Raw genomic sequence first — 21163 nt, 5'->3', positions numbered from 1 at the left:
TGCATCAGTTGTTACCAGAGGTTTGTTGCATGGCACGCTGCATGGACACGGGTTTGCCGTCTTCATAAGCTGCAATGAATGCACCTTCCAGGCCTTTTGCAGCCACTTCCGCTTTCAATGTGCTGGCTCCGTTGTACGACCGCTCATCCCCCACTGAATACAATGTGACACCCTCGGGTGTGCGATAGGTTTTCACCTTCCTTTTGAGTTGTGACGACCAGAGATCCACCAGATCCGACGGCACTGCCTGGCGATAGGCACCTATCTGCACGCGGAACACCACGCCCGACTCATTGGAACTGATCGCTTCAAAGATATCTGCAGGCGGCTTGGTACCGCCACTACTGGTATTGTTCTCGCTGCCTCCGGTAACCGGTGTATTGGTTGTTCCGTTGCTTCCCGAAACGTTGCCTGCCTCACCCAGGCTGATGCGCTTGCCATCCCTGAAAGCAATCACAAAGGCATCTGTCACGCCTTTGTTCACCGCATCCCGTTTCGCTGCTGCTGCAGCTTCCAGGTTGGTGAACTTACCTGTGGTATAGCGGGTGGTACCGTTGCTCAATGATTCGGTATAAATCGGTGACAAGCCATTAAGATCACCTGCTTTCAACGCTTTGCTGTACACGCCTACCTGTACGGTATACACAATACCTTTCATGCCGGCCAGGTCTCCCTGGGTTTGCAATACGGCCTGGCTATTGCCCACAGTAGATCCGGCGGTGTTGGTGCCCCCGGGCGAAGTAGCCGGGTTGGTTGTACCTCCTGAGGGCTGACCGGTATTGCTGCCGGTACCGAGGCGTGACCCGTTGCTGGTGCCACCGGTGCCGGTCTGACCGATGGAGGCCAGCACATCTTCGCCTGACTTTTCACCCTTTGCAATGGCAGCTGCTTCATACAGCGGAATGCGTTTGCCGTTATAAAAAGCCACCACAAAAGCATCCCTGAATCCCAAATCACGAATGGTTCCCTTGGCCTGGTTGGCCGGTTTGTAATCGCGCCAAATACCTGCGGTGTATCGGATCATTCCACTTGCGGTCTTTTCTCCTGCCAACGGCTTGATACCACCGAAGAGGTCTTGACGAATCGCATTGCGGAAGGCGCCTACCTGTACCTTGAAGATCAGGCCCTGTGGCAATGGCGGATCAATGGGGATGGGATTGGAAGCGTTGTATATGCTGGCACCGTTGGTGGTAAACTCCATGGAAACCGTATTACCGAGGATGGGTTTACCCTTCTCCCCGGTGGAGGTATGCGCATACAATTCCTTGTCCGCATTCTTCTCCGTTTGAATTTTCTTCTTTTCGCGTGGGAGGGCGGCATCGGCCATTGATTGGTTATCCCCGCTCTGGATGGCGCCATTGTATTTCTCCCCGTTGAGTGTTGTGATATAATCATCCACGGCTTTGGCTTTTTCCACGGCTTGCTGCAGGATATCGGCTTCTTCCAGGTCATGCAACTGATGTGATCGCAGGTCTTCCGCCTTCCTTGCCTCCTCAACGGCAAGTCGGTTGGCCTGCAATGCCTCATTCACCATGACCGTGTATTTCGCATACTCGTTGTCTTCCAACACGGCACGAACGCTGTTCACATCATGCTTGAGTTTGATCGGCGTGGTGGAAACGGGTTCCTGGGTGGGTTCAACCGTTCTGGGTGTTTCCGCAGCTTTCCCGGTCTGATCACCTGCAGATGCGGTCAGTGCCGTTGCACCCGGGTCTGGGATGCGGTTTTCCAGCACATCGTTGTAGCGCCTATCTGCATACTCTTCGAGCGATTCCGCAGCTTCAATCTTTTCATCCCGTTGCCGGAGCAATTCATCACGTTCATCCGGTTTACGCGTCTCCAGCATTTGTCGTGTCATGGCTTCGGCTTCATCCCTAAGCACACGGGCTGCCTTGAGCGAATCCACCGCACTTTCCACGGCGGCGATTTTCGCCAATCTCAGCGATTCGGTGCCTTTTGGCAGGTCGGATTCGGGGTATGTTAACGTTTCACCCGCACCCAGGCGGTTCGCATTCACCTCCTGACGCAGCATGTCTGTTTTGGTATCCAGGAAGAGCACCTCTTTCTGGCGGATGTTTTCCATGCCGCCTATGTTGTCCATGATGTCGAGGTAGATCTGCTCCTTTTCACTGTTTTTGGCCCTGGCCATTTCCTCAAACGTCTGATCTTTTCGGGCAGACAACACCACCTGTTCATTCTTCAATGAATCAATTTCCGCACGCTGAGACTCCACCGCCACCTGTCCTTCTTCCGCATCTGCTCTCATCTTGTCGGTCGTCTTGGTATCCGGGAAAGTTGGAGCTGTATTTTTATCCACCGGTTTTGGCAAAACCGCCGGTGCTTCCTGTTCTTCCGCATCTGTTGCATCTGCAGTCAGCGGCTCTTCCGTTACCGGGGGCTGCGTCTCATCTGCAACCGGTTGCTGCCCTTCGGATGAAGCCTCATCCCTTCCCGTCTCCACAGGTTCTTCCGCTTTACCACCCTGTGCAATCACCGCCTCGTCCGATGTATCGTCACCCCCTTGTTCTTCCCTCAGGTCCTGTGTCTGTTGGCCGGGGTCGGTGGTTTGAGCTGTTTCCAGGGTTTCATCCTCGGATACTTCATCCGGAACAGATGCCGTAACATCTTCCGTGGTATCTGCACCCTGTGAATCATTTCCGGTTTGATCAGCCGGGCGTTTCCCAACAGGTTCGGATGAGGCGGTTTCAGTGCCATCAACTTCCTGTTTTTGGGCAGCCAGCTCCTCAGGTGTGACCTGGTGTCTTACGCCATCCTTCCGCAGCTTCTGCTCCTCCTCCATGGTTTGGATGCGTACACGGGCATCGGTATTCAGCTTTTCCTTTTGGTCGGCTTCCGCTTCCTTCCTGGCCGCCTTATCCAGCAATGCCTGACGGTTATCAGGGTCGGGGATATTGGTTGCTGTGGAACGAAGGATGTCTGCGTCGCTGCGCAAGGCTTTGATGGACTTCTCATTCTCACTCACAAACAACTTTTCTTCGCTGGCACGTGCAGTCAGATCCTGATCGGAAAGGGTCGACCATTGTGAGGGGGCCTCTTGCTTCTTCGCAGGTTCCGTGTTTGCTGCCGGTTGCTGCTGCTCATCGGTTGAGTCGGTTGAAACAACAGGCTGGATGGTATCATCCGGTTTCGCCGCATCTTTTTCTGCGGGGTGTTCGGGGTTTACCTCCTGCTGATCGTTTTCTGATGCCGGCTGGTCCTTTTCCACATCAAGCTGCCCCGTCTTTGCATCGGGTTGTTCGGGCTTCGTATTGGATTGTTCGGACTTCGTATCAGGTTGCCCCGTCTGCGTATCAGGTTGATCTGATTTCGTACCGGATTCTTCCGGTTTCACATCGGGTTGTTCGGCAGGTGGTATATCGGATTGATTTTTCTTTGCTTCGGGTACGTCCTCGGTTTCCTCGTCAGGCTGATCATTCATAACCAGCGCATCTCCATCCTCCCCTGCTTCCGTTTTGTTCACGTCGGATTTGGGTGGTGTGGTTTTTTCGGGTTGTTGCTTCGACTGGTTCTCTGCCACATCATCTTCCTGACCGAAGCCCTTGATTTCTTCTACAATGCCTTGTGCCAGTCCTTCATCCGATTGCCCTTCATCGGCCGAGGCTTTCATGGCATTCAGGTTTTTCCTGACTTCTTCGGCTTTTTGTTGTTTCGATTTTGATTCAGCCTCCAGATCTTCAGCCTGGGCAATCAGCTCCTGTTTAACCTGGGCATCCTTGGTTTTGTCCGCCTCATCGCGGAGGATGGAAGCATCTCTTTGAAAATCCACCACATCTTTATCCAGTGATTCAAGAAAAGCCTCCGATTTAACCAGATCCTCCTTGTTACCGGACACCACTTCATCCACCGCATCCTGGGCAATGGCATTGTAATCGACCTCGGTATCGTTGCCTTTTTCCTCAAGTTTGGCTTTCTGACGTGCAAGTATTTTCAATGCTTCATCCGTAGAATTGGCGTTCATGGCCTTTTCTATGACCTGGGCATTTTCAGTGGCCTGCCTGGCGTCAAGCATGCGTTCGTCCGCATCCGAATCAAGCTGCTGGCTGATGCGAAGAGCAACCGCATATTCCTTTCTCAATCGCGCTGCTGACTGATGCAGGGCTTTTGCTTCCTTCTGCTTTCGGTCCTTTACCTGATCATCCACCTCGTAGGCCACCTGTTCATCCAAACGGTTGGCCTGATCTTCCTGGTCCTGTGCCTTCAATCGCTTTTGTTCTGAAATCATGCTGGCGGCATCCGCATCCCTTCGCAGGCCCTTGCTCTCGTTGTTCAAGCGATCGGCATCCTCATAAGCCATGTTGACAATCTTATCGGGTGTCAGGTTGGAATATGCTTCTATGTCCACTTTCTCCTCTTCGGGCTCAGGTGCAGCGGCTTCCTTCTCTTCCGCCGGGTTGCTGTTCTTTTGTTTTTCTTTTTCGAGAAGTGCCAGCAGGTCGGGCGATGAATTAACATCCAGCTTGGCCCTGTTGGTCATCTCAGATGCGGTATAGGCGAGGGAATCTCCATCAGATCCGCCGGGGCGAGTGGATGCATAGTAGGAATCCGGTAAGCGACCGGTTCGGATCTTATAAACGGTCAACTTGCCACCTTCGCAGGCACGGTTGGAGGCAAAGAAGGCAACGCTGTCTTTCTTGTCGACCACGAACAACACATCATCGGCCGGGGTGTTGATGGCAAAATCAACATTGACGGGTGGCGACCAAATGTGGCTTTCCTCGTTGTATACAGATTTGAACACATCATACCCTCCCATGGAATTGTGTCCTTTGGAGGCAAAGTAGAGGGTGCGTCCGTCCGGATGAAGAAAGGGGAATGCTTCATCGTAAGGGGTATTGATGGTGGAGCCCAGGTTTTCAGGGGCCGACCATTCGCCATTGATGTCTTTTGAAATGCGATAGATATCCAGGTTATCGGAATTATTTCCGTAGCTGGAAATATAGATCTCATCCTTCTTATTGGTGATGTACATCACCGAAGCACCTTTCTGCTCCCTATCCCTTTTGGATTTGAATTCATCTGACAACGGGAACACTTTCCCACCGAAGTCTTCCGTCATTCCGTAGGACCGGAAAAAATCATCGGCATTCACATCTTTCCTTTCAATCACCACCAGGTCACGAATATGCCTCAGCAGCTTCTGACCGTTGCGGCACATTTCCATGTTACGGTCGACCGCGTATTTCTTCAACAGGCTACCGCTGGCCTTTTCCTTGAAAATATCGTAGTTGGCCAGTGCTTCGCCAAACCTGTAATTGAGGTGGTACGCACGGCCGAGAAAAAAGTAGGCCTCAACAGGAGCTCCCTTCTCCGTGGCGAATTTCAGGTATGAGATGGCTTTTTCCTTGTCTTTCCCGGCAAACAATTCACATACCCCGAACCGGTAGTTGAGGTCGGCATTGTATTGGTCCAGACTGAGCAATTGGGAATAAATGGGATGGGCCGCTGCATACTCTTCATTATCGAACAGGGCATCGGCCTCGGCACGTTTGGGGTTGTCTCCGCCATCCTTTTTTCCTTTCTGTGCAACCGCATAAACGGAAAAAACCATCAGGCAAACCAGAAGACGAGCAACCAGTGCGGCCCTACGCACCCGAATCCGGGTTCGTGCCTCAGCAAAACGTATATGTTTTTTTAATTCAATCATGCACAACCGGAAGTCCCTGCCGTTCACATTGGCTCGTTGTACGTAAAACCACCTGAATGGTTAAGCATAGGGCCTCAGGATATCCGAGCATGAAGTTACAGGGAAATCACCGCATTCGTGATGTCATTTCTCATCATCATCTTCCATTTGCTGGCGATTCCGCCGCAGGCGGGCTTTTGACTCTTCCCCGCGAAGCAGGCGTTCAAGGTTTTTCTGGTGGGTGACCAGCACCAGGATAGCAACAAAAAATGAAAAAAGAATGAGGGATGATTCACCGGGTTCGAAGTAAAGGATGAGGGACAATGGAAAAGCCAGGGACGCGATGATGGAACTGAGGGAGACATAACGGGTAATTATCAATACCAATGCAAAGATACAGATAGAGACCAGGGCGGCCTGCGGGTGAATGGCAATTACCGCGCCCAACAAGGTGGCGATTCCCTTCCCTCCCCTAAAGCCAACGTACACCGGGAAAATATGTCCAACCAGAGCTCCAAGGCCACAGATCAACTGAAGGTCTACGAAGGCGTCGGTACCGGGCGTATACCCATTCATCAGATAGGGAATATTCACAGCACCGAAGCCTTTCAGGATGTCGATGATCAGAACAGGAATTCCGGCCTTTTTACCAAGAATGCGCATGGTGTTGGTTGCACCGGCATTGCCGCTTCCGTGGTCACGTATATCTATGCCGTAAAAGGCCTGGCCCACCCAAACTGACGTTGGGATAGAACCCAATAAATACGCGCAGAAAAATGGGATAAACTGAAATTCGAAATGCATTCGGGTTAACGCTGTGAAGTGCGGTGCAATGTATCCAAATTATTCATTCACCCCAAATTTTTCAAGAAAATCGCGGCGCTTGCGAATGGTAGATAACATGAAGGTATACCCACCCTCTTCCTTGGTGGTTTTCACCCTCCGGTCATCCGGTTTCATCTCGGTAATTGCCTTGTTGAATTCATCATTGGAAGACATCACCTGCAGCAACCCGCGGGTATACAGGAACAGATACCATGTATTTGCTTCTGCCTCTATGTATACACCGAACCTGTCACCGCTGCGGTGTTTTTCGAATTCGATATATCCGTCGTAATACTTATTCAGGTTTTCTTTTCGGATGCTGGCCACCCCGAGCTGATCCATGGACATGAAGCTGCTGTTCGCCTTATCGTATCTCAGCTTCACCTTGGCGAAATACATGTTATGCACCAACTCCGAAGGTGTCTTTTTCGGACTTCCGTACAGGTTGATTTCGGAGAACATTTTATCTGCATCTTTTTTATCGATGAACTCCCTGACGGACTTTTCAAACACCTTGTCGGTCAAATCCACAGGGGTCAGTTCAGAGAATGATTTCAGGTCTTCCGACATCACCTTCTCCGCACCTTCTGAGAAGTGGAAGTCGAATGCCAACGTGGTCTGCACCACCACTGAGTCTGGGATGAGGTAATGGGTGATGTTACCCGCCGAAGCTACCTGAACGTGTCCCAGGTTCACACCCAGGTCGAGCTTGCCTTCACCGTAGATCACACAATCGTTTACATTCAGGCTAACGTAATTGCCCGGGAGATTTTGCTCCACCAGTTTTTCTTTGGAAGATACCCTGTATTCGTTATAGTCCTTGTTGTAGTACAGGAACCCTTCAGCGCGAAGCACCTGGTCGTCACGCTTGGACCTGAGTGGTGTAAGGAATGTGGAGTAGACACCGGTACTATCCGCTCCCATGTAAAGTCCTACATACAACGGAATGTTGTTCTCACTGACCGTATTGGTATCGATCGGAATATATACCTGGGTTGGATCCACGGAAGCATCGAACCGGAACCAGCTCTTCCCTACCTGTTCGCAACCGTGTTTGATACGGCTGACGCCTTTGAACCCTAGAAACTGATTGCTGGCCTCGAGGAACACCTTCCCTTTATAGTCAAAGTAAGGGCTGAGCGTAAAGGTTGCATCTTCCGGAATGGTTCCTTCCGCAATGGTTTGCTGGGTGGTGTCCACCTTGATCAAATCCAGGTGAATGGTTTGTTTGGTATCCGTTTCATCCACGTAATCGATATCACCATTGCCCATGTAATCCTTCTTACCCGTGATGGTCACATTGGCATTGTAGATCTTGTGATACTTGGTCACCTTATTGGCCAGGATACGCGCATTGGATAGCGGATCCATTTTGGCTTTTTTCTGTACAACCACTTTTCCATCTCCCGGGTAGATGATGGCATCCGCAACTGCGATGATCTTCACATCCTCCGCTGCGATGATGTTGGTCTTCAGGCTATACTTTGCGCGTGGTGCAACCCAGCTCAGGGAGTCTTGTTTCGGGTGATAGGATATGAACCTGGATCCCTCCAGTTTGAGGTCTTCCCCGGCATCTGTCGAAATCACTTCATTCTTACCCGCGCTCATCTCGATTTCACCTTCATCCATGTACCATGTGAACTGATCCATGTAACATGCATATTGGTTCACAGGGAACTCAACCACAGAACCACCACCGTTGGATTTGAAGGTTGCCTTTCTCGCGTTGAAATCAACATGTGCCTTCACGTTCACGGTGCTGAACGCAAGTTCTTCCTGTTCCAGAGCGGCGAGTTTGAAATCCGATGTATCCGCATCGAAATCGTTTTTATGATAATGCATCATTTTCGATTCAAGGTCGGCGCCGGAGAAGGTCATGACGCCAGCACCAACCAGTTCAGCCGGACTCAGGGTAGCCATGCCTTTCAGGGTGGCCTGTTTGTTGAAGAACGACAGCGGGGTGGTCACATTCTGAATCTGCATATAATCCCTGTATGGTCGCCAGTGAATGGCTACACTGTCGCCGTGTGCCTGGGGAAATTCCTTCGGCGGTCCCATTTCGCGGTTATCGAATGTCTGGGCCAGGGTGTTCATGGAATCCGGGTAGAACACGAATTCTTTGGAAACAGATGTACTGGTTACGTATTCCAGTTTGCCATCTCCGCGCAGTCCGCGGTGGCTCATATCAATTACGTTATAGTACTGACCTTTGCCGCCATAAGCAGGAAAACCGGCCGTGGGTGTATTGCGCACGAATCCCAGGGAAAAGTCGGGCTGTACGGTGAGTGCTTCCTCAAATTCCGGGAAGATACCTGCCGAAACGAATCGCCCTTTGAGGGCCATACCTTCCGGATTGAAGGTACTGAGGCTGTCGATCGCGAAGGGCTCAAGGTGGAAATAGAATTTATCCCGGGTGTATACACCATTCCTGATCTCTGGCTTGTCGTAAAACACATAAGAATCCTTGAAGCTTTTGAATACTGGGTATTGTTTGAAGGGTTTCAATCCGGACTTATTCCCGGGGTGATCGATCAACAGTTCTCCCTCAAGGGCCTGTACGACGGTCTTCACACGCCGCAGCCGTTTCCTGCCCATCTCATCCAATTCTTCGGTTTCCACGGACATGGCCATGGAATCGATATTGGCCATGTTGATTTTGAACATGTCGTATGTGAAGTCGAAATTCTTACCATAGAATGCGAAACGCCCGGCATTCACTTTACCTGAAAAAGCAAAATCGCGGTTTTTCTTCATCACCACTTCCTGGTTGGACGGATAGATGTATACGTTCTGGGAATCGCTGAGGAGGATTCGTGACACGCCCCGCATTTTCAAATCGAAGTTGAGCAGGTTCAATGATGCGTTTGGCTCTCCGGATATAACGGAATTAAACTGCATCACATCATAATCCACCTTTTTCGCCTTCGCGTTCAGGTAGCGATACAGTTTATCTTTCACCACAGCGCTTTCATCATCGAAATTGTAAATAAGAAATCCTTCGATGGAAAGCCTGATGAGCATGGCTTTCACCTGGCTCGTGGCCATGTGCATCATTTCGGAGAGTGTCTGGACATGCACCACATCACCGTAGTTGTCTACATATTTCTTGATGTAGATGAGGGGATGTACGTTATCGATTCCCCGGAGCTTATCGAAGTGTGCTTCCTTGTAGTAGTTGGAAGACTCAAACGTGGCATCGTCTTTTGTACTGCCTTTGAGGGAACGGAAATCCATCAGCGGGTCATCTATCTTCCAGTAAAGGGCATCAAAATACATATCCACGTCGTGGAAGGAATTGAAGTACGGACTTTGTGATACGCCCCGGTCTTCCCTAATCAATGTCAGTTCACGGTCTTTGGTATTCAGTTTGAATGTGAGGCCCGGATGGTAAATGGAATCTGATTCCAGATACATGGTCACGGCACAATAGTCGGACACAATGCGATCTTCATGTATAATGTATACCTGAGCGGACGCCACCAGGAATTGCTGTCCGTCCCGTTTAAAGATCAGGCGGGCGTCATGGGTGGGGGTACCTGAGCCGATCACGGTGCCTCCTTTCATGGAAAAACCACCCACGTAGTCGACGTTCTTGATCAGGTCTTTGATCTCGTATTCCGACTGGTAGGATACAAAGCGCGGGTAAGCTGCGTTGTCCTCTTCCACATCCGCCAGTATCTTTTCCTCAAGACTTCCGAGGAGTGGGAAATCAAAATATTTCTTGTTGTAGAAGGTCACCGAATCCATCTTGTACTTGGCACTTTTAATGGCGAAGCTGTACTTGCCAACATCGGCATACACCTCATCCGGTTTGAGGCCAGCCCTTTCCCAGGTGACCTTTCCTCCCTCTCCCACAAAAAGATCTTCGGTTGGGTATAACACACCGCTGGTTTGGCTGATGATGGCGCTGTCGTTCTTGGCGTAGCATTTCAGATCCATTACCGGGAATACGATCTTCGGCAAGGAATCGTAATCGAACACATAGTCTTTGGTGGTGGTCACCCACTTGGTGGTGCGTGAGGCGTACAATGCGTTAGCTGTAAACAGGTTGTCACATACTTCAAGGTATGCATTGAACCTGCGTGCCGTACGATTTTCCAGCATCTTCATGATACTGGCCATGAATGAATCGAAGCTTGATTCCGGCTGATCGGTGATCATGAAATTGATGACCGTATACATGAAGCTGGTAAAGTGCGGATAGGCCTTCATGCGTTTGGCCAGCATTTTGTTTGCAGCAATGTACAATACCTCCCTTTGAATTTCTCCGATTTTGCGGGTGTTCGGACCGTAGACGTGATGAATCTGAACAGGCGCATCCTTCATGCGTTTCTCAAGGGCTTTGTTCGCCTTCTCATACATCTTCTCCAGGTCTTTCTCATCGGTAATGTTGGTTTCCCACACGGCCCGGAATTCATCCATGATCAGCTCTGCCTGATCCTGGTTGGTTTCCGCAAGAAAAGCCTTCATTTCATCAAAGAACTTGGCCGGTTCCGCGGTAAAACTCTTGCGACCTTGTGCCCACGAAGCACCGGTGAATAGCAGCAAAAGAAGAGAAGTAAATATGAGAGTGGTTTTTTTCATGCGTCTATCCGGTCTTTTTTCAAAACGGGCAACCACCCAGTTTTGTCTTTCCCGAAGTCCAAAAAGGCTTAACCCCTGTTCCTTTGCTTTCCGATAAAGCTCCATCAGGTCTTTTGACAGAAAGCCGCTTATCAACAGAGACCCGTTACTCCTGAGTGACGCTGCATATTGTGGCAGGTGTTCGAGCAGGACGTTCCGGTTAATGTTAGCGAAGATAAAATCAAAGCCGGTATTCTCCAACCGGTCTACGTCACCTACTTCAAAGACAACATTGGTAACTCCGTTTGTGGCGGCGTTTTCCTCCGAATTTACAATGGCATGGGGGTAATTGTCAATGCCCAAAACGGATTTCGCGCCTTTTTTTCCTGCCAGGATCGCGAGGATACCTGTACCACATCCCATGTCCAGCACTTCTTTGCCTTCCAGATCGAGCTCCATGATTTCCCTTACCATCAGCCAGGTGCTGGCATGGTGTCCGGTACCGAATGACATCCTGGGCATGATCACGAGTTCCATTCCCCTGGATGCGGGTTCGTGGAACGGGGCACGGATCAAGCAAATATCTTCCACACGTATGGGGTGAAAATTCTTTTCCCATTCTTCGTTCCAGTTCTTGCCATCAATGAGGTTGATCTCGTACTGCAAAGAGAACCGGTCGGAAGCTATTCCGGTAAGTGCTTCCCTGACATCAACGGGGAGTTGATCTCCTTTGAAGTAGGCCTTGCAACCCGCATCGGTTTCTTCGAACGACTCAAATCCAAGTTCACCCAATTCATCAATCAGCAAATCCGTCCAGGGGTCGCGGGGATCGACCTGACAAACAACCTCCATATATTCCAATCCAACAGGCAAAACGGAAGTCTTAAAATGAAGCAATTATTGCGGTAAAGTCGCGGGCATTCAGGGATGCACCGCCTATCAGTCCGCCATCCACGTCTTTCTTCCCGAAAAGATCCCGGGCATTCTTTGCATTGCAGCTTCCTCCGTACAGAATCGGCATGTGATCAGCCACGTTGCCACCCCAATGGTCTGCTACCACCCTGCGGATGTATGCATGCATTTCCTGCGCCTGTTCGGGTGTTGCGGTTTCACCGGTACCGATGGCCCATACGGGCTCATAAGCGATCACCACGCGCGTGGCCAGGTCGGGATTCAGGTGGAAGAGTCCTTCAGCAATCTGGTTCTTCACCACATCCTGTTCCCTGCCGGATCTGCGTTCATCCAGATGCTCTCCACAGCAAAAAATGGGGATCAGGTTATTTTCCAGCGCCCTGTCCACCTTCACCGCCAGCAATGCTCCGGCTTCGTGGTTGTAGGTACGTCTCTCAGAATGACCGATGATGACATGGCTGCATCCGGCGGAGGCGAGCATGGCTGCCGAAACCTCGCCGGTAAACGCACCCTTCTGCTCATGGTGACAGTTCTGTGCCGCCAATTGCAGGCCGACCTTGTTGGAAATCATTTCCTGAACGGAGGTCAGATGTATATACGGAGGGGCCAGGATCACCTGCACATCCTGCAAATCGTTGATGCAGGCAACAAGTTCCCTTACCAATTCCCGGCCTTCCTGGAGATCCTTATTCATCTTCCAGTTGCCGGCGACAATCTTTAATCTCATTTGCAATCCAGCCTTAAGTGAAGCAATTCCTAACGTACCCTTACCCTTGGATCCAGTACACCGTACAAAATATCCACGATGATGTTAATCACAACAAATGCAAGAGCGATCACAAGCACACAACCCATGACCACAGGAAAATCATATTTTTCCAATGAGTCTACAACTTCCTTACCCAATCCTTTCCAACTGAACACCCACTCCACAAAGATAGCACCTGCCATCAAAGAGGCAAACCATCCGGACACCGCCGTGATCACGGGATTCATGGCATTTTTCAATGCATGTTTGGTTACCACCTTGTAAAAGCTAAGGCCTTTGGCCCTTGCCGTGCGGATATAATCCTGCGACAACACATCCAGCAGGGAACTGCGTGTAAGCTGTGTGATGATGGCAAGTGGTCGGATTCCAAGTGTAAATGCCGGAAGAATGAGGTTTTTCAGGTCCAGCATTTCTCCCTTGAACGGATCGATGGTATACAAGCCTCCGGACATATTAAGACCGGTATAGTCACTCCATACAAAACCGAATAACCAGGCGATGATGATGCCGGAGAAAAAAGAAGGCAGGGACATGCCCATGACAGACAGCAACAGGGATGTGTTGTCATAAAGGGAGTGACTCCTCACTGCCGCAATGATACCCAACAGGATGCCGAAGATAATGGCAAACAGAATGGCCGTAGAGGCAAGCACAATGGTGCCGGGCATCGCTTCCGCCAGCAACTCGCTTACGTTCCGTTTGGTCTGGTAAGATCTTCTTAAGTAAGGTGTTTTAAATATGAGTACCTTGCTTCCGGCGTGAATCAGTTCCGAGTAGCTGCTGTACTTGGTGGTATCGAGGTACAGGAAGCTGTCATCGTTCAGGGTTTCGTGGAATGACAACGGAGAAAGGTCATTCAGGTACATCAGGTACTGCTGATAAACGGGTTTGTCGCGCCCCAGGTCTTTGTTAATCGCCTCGATGGAAGCACCGTCCGCGCGCTGACCGAGCATCATGCGGGCCGGGTCACCGGGCAACACGTTAAAAAGCAAGAACACAACAGTAATCACTCCCCAAACCACGAGGAGCCCGTACAACAATCTTTTTATCAGAAATCTTATCAGCACCTAGTCTTTCATTAAGTCCGCCTGCACACTTGAAAAATCGGGCAAATCCCGGTAATGCCATTTGGCTTTGATAACGCCGTCTTTGATCAGCAGTATTCCCGGATTGGCACGTATTATGGTTTTCAGAACCGTTCCATCCATGATGTAATACGGATACATGGCCTGTACTTCCACGCGGAAATCGCGCACCTCATCCACCGATGCCGTCCATCCCATCACGGTTGCTCCTGCCTTTTCCGCTTCCATCATGAATGTATTGAGCTTTTCCTGACATCCACGATCGGTTGCTGACAGATCGTATGCCACCACGGCAACTGTATAGCCGGGGTTGTTCAATACTTCTTCGGTAATATCTTCGCCGTCTTCATTGGTGATGACAAAGTCATGAATTTTAGGATCCACCCCTTCTTTCACTACCGTTGTGACCGCATCCACATATTCATAGTTCTGGTCCCAATTGGCCGGAAACTGATCAAACAGTTTTTCTTCATCGGTTTGTTTGTCCTTCAGACGATATTGAAAAGACAGCACCGGTGGAACACCCAGCATGGCCTCCCGCATGTTTACGCCCAAAGCATAAGGCCGGAAATCCTTGATAGGTAAATGGCGGATGATATAAACGGAAAAGACCAGTGCGAACAGGGTACTCCCTCCGAGCACCACGGCATCAGAGCGTTTTTGTCCAAGCAGAAGATCAAGTCCGATCAGGATACCCATTGTAACCAGTGTGTACCAGATGGGATATGACCAAGGGTTGTGCAATACACCCAGGCAGAATACGGCAATCAGCAGTACCCCGATCACGGTGGTCATGATGTCCCCGGCGACGGTATCTTGCTTCATGTTCTTCCGGTAAGCGAATATCACCAGGACAAAAGCCAGCAACACCACATCTTTTGTAAACGACTCCCAGGGGGTGAGCTTCAGCGCGTCACCAAAACAGCCACAATCCGTCACCTTATTGAAATAGGCCGAGTAGAATGTAAGGAAGGTAAAGAAGCCTATCAGACCCAGCAGCACCCATGCAACGAAGCGCATCCTCACAGCCAAAAGGGTAGCGGCACCCACAGCTATTTCCATCACGCAGATTCCGATGGCAATGGTCAATGCAAGTCCTGACAACCACTCCATACCGAATACTTCGAAATACTCTTCCAGCTTATAGGAAAATCCCAACGGATCGTTGGCCTTGATTAATCCGGACACGATGAACAATGCTCCTACAAGAAGCCTGCTTATGTACGCCAATATTTTCATTACTGAGGAACGATTGATTTAGAGGCCGCTTCATCCAAACGGATCAGAGCAAACACAGCATAGTTGACCATGTCGAGGTAGTTGGCATCCAGCCCCTCGGATATGATGGTCTTTCCTTTGTTGTCTTCAATCTGCCGCACCCTGAGTATCTTCATCAGGATCAGATCTGTGATGGAAGATATTCGCATATCCCTCCAGGCTTCTCCGTAATCATGGTTCTTATTTTCCATTAGGTTACGGGCCATTCCCACATACTTGTTGTATAAAGATGCGGCTTTTTCAGACTCCATCTCATATTCTTCGCTCAATCCCAGCTCCAATTGTATCAATGCAATGATGGAGTAGTTTAAAATTCCGATGTATTCGCCGGCGATGTCATCCGCCACCTTCTGGGTTCCTTTCTCTTCTATGCTGCGGATGCGCTGGGCTTTGATAAAAATCTGGTCGGTGATAGAGGACAAACGCAGAATCCGCCATGCGGTCCCGTAATCCTTCATTTTTTTCAGAAATATATCTTTGCTGCGTGCAGATACCTTGTCGTACTGGCTCAGGGTTTTTTCCATGTAATCAAATAAACGAAACTGGCTGTGAACTACGATCTTACAAAGCGGAAAGTTACGGTTTTTTCCCAAAACCGGACAATCCGCATCAACAACGGGATCGCCTTGTTAAAGTCCCCGCTGGTGATGGGCATCCTCAACCTCAACGACGATTCGTTTTATGATGGATCGAGGGTTGGAATGAATGGCATCGGTGACCGGGCCGCACAAATGATCGCAGAAGGTGCGGACGTCCTTGACCTGGGTGTATTCTCCTCCAGGCCCGGGGCAACCATGGGATCGGAACAGGAAGAAATAGATCGCCTGATACCCGCTATCAAAGAATTGCATGAACGCTTTCCCGGCACAACCCTTTCCGTTGACACGGCAAGAAGCAAGGTGGTTCGCGAGGCTGTCAATGCCGGTGCCTCGATGGTTAACGACATCTACGCAGGGCACTTCGACCCGCACATGGCAACGGTGATCGGCGAACTACAGGTACCCTACATCCTTATGCACATGCAGGGAGAGCCTGAAAACATGCAGCGGGCCCCTTCATATAAACATCTACTTTCAGAGATTGCATCTTTTTTCGATGAACGCATCCGAACCTTTCAGGCCGCCGGAGCAAATGACCTGATCCTGGACCCGGGGTTCGGATTCGGGAAAACGCCCGCCCACAATTTTGAGCTCATTCGAAATTTGTCCTATTTTCGTTGCTTCGAACGACCTATCATGATTGGCATTTCAAGGAAATCAAGCATTGCACGCCTGTTGAACACCGACACCGATCATGCCTTGAACGGCACCACGGCCCTCCATGTAGTCGCATTGCAGCAGGGCGCATCCATACTCAGGGTGCATGATGTGAAGCCGGCCGTGGAAGCAATCAAGATCACGGAGGCTTGCATATGACACAATTTCTGACGCCCCTTTTCATACACTTCCGTTTCCTGGACGCACTTGACATCCTGCTGGTGGCTTTTTTGTTGTACCTCCTGTACAACCTGGTAAAGGGCACCGTAGCCATTAACATTTTCGCGGGTATTCTGGCCGTAGTGTTGTTGTGGACCATTGTGGATGCTGCGCAAATGAAACTACTCAGTAAGATCCTGGGGGAATTCATCGGCGTGGGTGTGATTGCACTGATTGTGGTTTTCCAGCAAGAGATCCGCCGCTTCCTGTTGTTCATAGGAAGCCGCGGTTTCTATCAGCGCAACGTGTTATTCAAACTGCTGATCCCCTTCATCAAGAACCGGCAAACCGGCTCATCGCTGGACAGCAAACCTTTGCTTGACGCTTGCCGGAGCATGTCCCAATCCCTCACGGGCGCTATCATCGTGCTGACGCGTAAATCGGAACTTAAATTTTACCTGAATACCGGCGAAATGATCCATTCGGATGTGTCACCCATCCTACTGGAATCCATCTTTTACAAGAACAACCCACTGCATGACGGGGCGGTGATCATATCTCACAACCGTATCATGGCGGCCAGATGTGTATTACCGGTTACCGAGAACACAGATTTCCCTGTTCATCTGGGCATGCGACACAGGGCTGCCGTTGGCATCACCGAACAATCCGATGCCATTGCGATTATTGTTTCCGAACAAACGGGAGAGATGGCTTATGCCCGCGAAGGAGAAATCTTCACGAACCTGACGATAGAGGATATGAAACTTCGTTTAGATGCCGACTTTAGATGAGTCGACTCCGCCTTCCCCGTTGGATTTAGCGCTGTCCTGCTGCTCCCACTTCTTAATCAACTCTTCCACCGGAATACCCAGGTTATCCAAACTTCCCTGTGCATCATCGGCAAACTCGTGGTCGGGGAATTCTTTGATGAATTGTTCATATAAAGCGCGGGCCTTTTCAAAGTCGTGCAGCTGATTATCGTAGGTGAAAGCTTCCAGGAAAAGTCCCATGGGGCCCTTCTGATGATTCCGGAACTCGGTATAAAGGCGGTGATAAATCTTCACGGCTGTATCGGGCTCCTGGAGTGTAACCGCCACTTCGCCGGCTTTAAACAGATACTCACCCGCCATCGTATCAGCGGGGCATTTGTTCACACAGGCCTGGTAAGCTTCCACGAGTTTCTTTGCTGAATCCGCAGGGAACACCGAGTTATCGCTTTGGTAAACATATTGTTCAAGCCTGGCCACCCGCTCCTTCTCTTCAGAGTTATCGCAGCCTGATGAACAGGAAGTCAGAAATGATGCTGATGCAGCAATTGCAAGAATGGCTACAGGGTAGATGATGGTTCTCATGTGTTCTGAAATAAATTGAACTTATCGACGAACGGGAAAGCGCATTTTATATTTCACATCCACATTACCCGCTGCAATTTCACTGAGTTTCCTTTTCAGAAGCTTTCGTTTAAGCGGGCTGATGCGGTCCGTGAACAGAACGCCTTCCAGGTGATCATATTCATGCTGAATAATGCGTGCCGCAATTCCCTCATAGGTTTCCTCATGGGACTGAAACTTCTCATCCAGATAGGTGATGCGTACGGTGGGCTTGCGTTCAACATCTTCCCGAATGGTGGGTATGGACAAGCATCCTTCATTGAACTTCCATTCGTTTCCTTCCTCTTCCACAATGATCGGATTAATGAATATCTTCTTGAAATCCGCCAACTGTGGTTCGTCTTCCTCAAACGGAGAAGCATCCACCACAAACAACCGCACGGACTGACCGATCTGTGGTGCAGCCAGACCCACACCAGCGGCTTCATACATGGTTTCCCACATATTCTCAATCAGCTTTTCCAGTTCAGGAGTCATGGCGCCAACTTCAGAGGCTCTTTTCTTCAGCACGGGGTCTCCGTATGCAACAATGGGTAGTATCATAAGAAGCAAAGGTAGAAATTTGCCGCATTTCATTCCGCAGATAAATTTTGTAAGGCCTGCTCCCGCGAAGTTTATTGAGGATCGAACAAACAAACCACATCAACCTTACCTTTGCCGGATGAACGACACCATCATAGCACCCATCACAGGTTCTGCAGCATCCGCCATATCTGTATTGCGGATCTCCGGCCCAAAAGCATGGGAGATGGCAGCCAAACTCACAGCGAAAAAAAGTGAATGGAAAGCCCGCACGTCCTATTTCCTGCCGCTGGTGGACGAAACGGGCATACTGGATGAAGCTCTGATCACATGCTTTCGGGCGCCCGCCTCCTATACCGGTGAAGATGTAGTGGAGATATCCATTCATGGTTCACCTTACATCCGGCAAAGTGTTCTGGACCGGTTGCTGTCGCTGGGAGCACGCATGGCCACCCCTGGTGAATTCACACAGCGGGCGTTTCTTAACGGCAAGATGGATCTGTCCCAGGCAGAAGCGGTGGCCGACCTGATCGCAGCAGAATCATCCGCCGCACACCGCATGGCAATGCACCAGATGCGGGGTGGTTTTAAAAAGGAGATTGATTCATTGCGTGAGCAACTGATGAATTTTGCCTCGTTGATCGAACTCGAACTCGACTTCAGTGAAGAAGATGTAGAATTCGCCGACAGGCCCGGATTAAGGCAGTTATTGGAAGCCATTCTTGAAAAATGCACCGGCCTGGCAGCATCATTCCGGCAAGGGAACGCCATCCGGGAGGGCATCCCTGTGGTCATTGCGGGTAAACCCAATGCCGGCAAATCCACCCTGCTGAATGCATTGCTCAAAGAAGAGCGTGCGATTGTGAGCGATATTCCTGGTACGACCCGCGACATTATTGAAGAAAAATGGATCATTGGAGGTTCGGTATTCCGCCTGATGGATACGGCAGGGCTGCGTGAGACCACGGACAAAATAGAGCGAATCGGCGTGGAGAGAGCCATGAAACGGATTGCCCAAAGTGCAATGGTGTTATATGTATTTGATCTTTCGCAAACCGACCGGACAACCCTTGAGCAGGAAATAAGTTCCCTCCAATCTTCTCAACCCGCCCTTCAGAACGGAGACGCACAACTCGTATTAATTGCCAACAAGGCCGACCTGTGTGATGCAAGCCATGCAATAGAAATCACCGCGGAAAGATCCGACTGCATCGTTGTGTCTGCACAGGATGGCGAAGGCATAACCGATTTAATGAAGTATATGGAATCATTTGCACAGGCACTGCTGCCCGATGAACACACCACATTGGTCAGCAACATGAGGCACGTAGACGCGCTCAGGAAGACAGCCGAAGCAGTAACACGCGTGCTGGATGGCATGGATACCGGACTTACCAGCGAACTACTGGCAGCAGATATCCGCACGGCACTGCATCACCTGGGTTCCATCACCGGAGCCATCACAACCGAAGACCTGCTGGGAAATATTTTCTCAAAGTTCTGCATCGGAAAGTAAGTCACCCTTCCTACCAGGAATGAAACAAAAACACCCGTTTATTTTACAAGGTATTGCTGGCCAATTGCATCCACAATTTCCTCAGCCACGAGATAATTACCGTGCCCTGAATAGTGTTGTTCGGGCGCAAAAAGACTATCCAGGCAAACCGTTCCGGCAAATTCCAATAGTTTCCTTTCGGGATGTATCAACGCATTCTCTGCATCCAATTTCGCCAGCAGGTTGTCGTAGGATAACTTCTCCTTGTTCATAAGCGCCTTTACATCTGCTTTCCTGGGGAGGTGCACAAGAAAAAACGCGCCTCCTTTCTCCTGAACATCTCGTTTGAATGCTTCAACAATTTTCAATGTCAATGTCACCGGTTCAAGATCCGGCGCATAAAATCGTCTTTCATTCTCGTATATATTGAACCTGTTTTCCTCCCAAAAACTGAATGCATACGCGACCAATCTGCTGCGCAGCCAAAAGGTTTTTTCATAATCTTCGGGCTTGTAAAAAGTCTCATAGTTTCTGAAGCGCCACCCGATCATATGCTCGATGATGGCCGCTGTAGAATCCGGTATGGGAACCGGATAATTTTTTAAAGCCAGGGTATCATGTTCCAAAACAAACCTGGGTTTCAGAAACGGATATGCATCACCGGGAAGATAAAGGGCCCGCACGAGGTTCACATTTCTCTTCACATTCTCCGGCTGAAAGCCTAATATAACCACGTCCGGGGCAAACCTGCGAGCCTCCTTCAGCCAACGCAGATAGGCCTGATCCATTCCATATGCAGGCACACCGAAATTCATCACTTCCACTTTCAGATTGTGATCTGCAAGCAGCTTACCTACATAAAACCCGATGGTATTCTCGAACGGAACTTCTTCTCCATATATAAATGAATCCCCGAAAAGCGCAATTCGCAAAACATCCGGCACTGACATCTTCGAACTGTTATCGGCATTTTCTACCCGTATGCCTCTATCATCATGGCTATATATTCCCGTGGTTGCATTGGGCCTGTTGGTCCACCCCAGGGAAGCATCAAATACCCGAAGCGTATTGGAATGCGACAAATACCCATCTATGTTTGCCTGTATTTCTGTTACCGGCAGGTGGTAGGGTTTCAGCATCCTCGAATGAAACCAAACATTCCCGTCTTTATCGGTATGCGTAATCAACAACATGATGACCTCTCCGGTGAGCAAAGCCACGGATATGCCAAAGAGAGATAAAAGAATATGTTGAATGGTCC

13 protein-coding genes are annotated in these 21163 nt (G+C 49.9%); 3 read left to right on the top strand and 10 right to left on the bottom strand.

Annotated elements, in window-relative coordinates; genetic code table 11:
- Window positions 1-4 precede the first annotated feature (4 nt).
- The 7 genes from H6585_05570 to H6585_05540 form a co-directional block, all read right to left on the bottom strand.
- The gene (locus H6585_05570) at window positions 5-5569 is read right to left on the bottom strand and encodes a PD40 domain-containing protein (GenBank protein ID MCB9447799.1); all 5565 of its coding nucleotides are present in this window, start codon (window positions 5567-5569) and stop codon (window positions 5-7) included.
- Window positions 5570-5788: 219 nt separating this feature from the next.
- Entirely contained in the window at window positions 5789-6448 is a 660-nt protein-coding gene (gene plsY / locus H6585_05565; GenBank protein ID MCB9447798.1) for a glycerol-3-phosphate 1-O-acyltransferase PlsY, read from the bottom strand.
- A gap of 39 nt (window positions 6449-6487) precedes the next feature.
- A complete protein-coding gene (prmA, locus tag H6585_05560; GenBank protein ID MCB9447797.1) occupies window positions 6488-11884 on the bottom strand; it encodes a 50S ribosomal protein L11 methyltransferase in 5397 nt (1798 codons plus the stop codon).
- Window positions 11885-11915: 31 nt separating this feature from the next.
- Window positions 11916-12671: a triose-phosphate isomerase gene (locus tag H6585_05555; protein MCB9447796.1), complete on the bottom strand. Its 756-nt coding sequence runs from the start codon at window positions 12669-12671 to the stop codon at window positions 11916-11918.
- Between the two features lie 29 nt (window positions 12672-12700).
- Window positions 12701-13777: an ABC transporter permease gene (locus H6585_05550; protein ID MCB9447795.1), complete on the bottom strand. Its 1077-nt coding sequence runs from the start codon at window positions 13775-13777 to the stop codon at window positions 12701-12703.
- Between the two features lie 3 nt (window positions 13778-13780).
- Complete coding sequence (locus H6585_05545; GenBank protein ID MCB9447794.1) at window positions 13781-15037, bottom strand: DoxX family protein; 1257 nt, start codon at window positions 15035-15037, stop codon at window positions 13781-13783.
- The gene (locus tag H6585_05540) at window positions 15037-15600 is read right to left on the bottom strand and encodes a DUF1599 domain-containing protein (GenBank protein MCB9447793.1); all 564 of its coding nucleotides are present in this window, start codon (window positions 15598-15600) and stop codon (window positions 15037-15039) included. Before H6585_05540 ends, H6585_05545 begins: the two co-directional genes overlap by 1 nt.
- 123 nt (window positions 15601-15723) lie before the next feature.
- On the opposite strand from H6585_05540, the gene folP reads away from it, so the two are divergent.
- The gene (folP, locus tag H6585_05535; GenBank protein MCB9447792.1) at window positions 15724-16491 is read left to right on the top strand and encodes a dihydropteroate synthase; all 768 of its coding nucleotides are present in this window, start codon (window positions 15724-15726) and stop codon (window positions 16489-16491) included.
- Entirely contained in the window at window positions 16488-17285 is a 798-nt protein-coding gene (locus tag H6585_05530) for a TIGR00159 family protein (GenBank protein MCB9447791.1), read from the top strand. The genes folP and H6585_05530 overlap by 4 nt, the downstream gene beginning before the upstream one ends.
- Here H6585_05530 and H6585_05525 read toward each other — a convergent pair.
- Both H6585_05525 and H6585_05520 read right to left on the bottom strand, forming a co-directional pair.
- On the bottom strand, window positions 17265-17846 hold the full coding sequence (locus H6585_05525) for a tetratricopeptide repeat protein (GenBank protein MCB9447790.1): 582 nt from the start codon (window positions 17844-17846) through the stop codon (window positions 17265-17267). The two genes, H6585_05530 and H6585_05525, sit on opposite strands and share 21 nt — an antisense overlap.
- 21 nt (window positions 17847-17867) lie before the next feature.
- The gene (locus H6585_05520; GenBank protein MCB9447789.1) at window positions 17868-18428 is read right to left on the bottom strand and encodes a peptide deformylase; all 561 of its coding nucleotides are present in this window, start codon (window positions 18426-18428) and stop codon (window positions 17868-17870) included.
- A gap of 118 nt (window positions 18429-18546) precedes the next feature.
- Between H6585_05520 and mnmE the strand changes: the two genes are divergently transcribed.
- Window positions 18547-19923, top strand: a complete 1377-nt coding sequence (gene mnmE, locus H6585_05515; GenBank protein MCB9447788.1) for a tRNA uridine-5-carboxymethylaminomethyl(34) synthesis GTPase MnmE — start codon at window positions 18547-18549, stop codon at window positions 19921-19923.
- A 38-nt stretch (window positions 19924-19961) separates the two neighbouring features.
- On the opposite strand, the gene H6585_05510 is transcribed toward mnmE, so the two are convergent.
- Window positions 19962-21122: an SGNH/GDSL hydrolase family protein gene (locus H6585_05510; protein ID MCB9447787.1), complete on the bottom strand. Its 1161-nt coding sequence runs from the start codon at window positions 21120-21122 to the stop codon at window positions 19962-19964.
- Window positions 21123-21163: the final 41 nt, after the last annotated feature.

The organism is Flavobacteriales bacterium, assembly GCA_020635855.1.
Taxonomy (GTDB): domain Bacteria; phylum Bacteroidota; class Bacteroidia; order JACJYZ01; family JACJYZ01; genus JACJYZ01.
The sequence above is the reverse complement of the archived record's forward strand: the minus strand, read 5'-3'. Positions and strand labels throughout refer to the sequence as shown.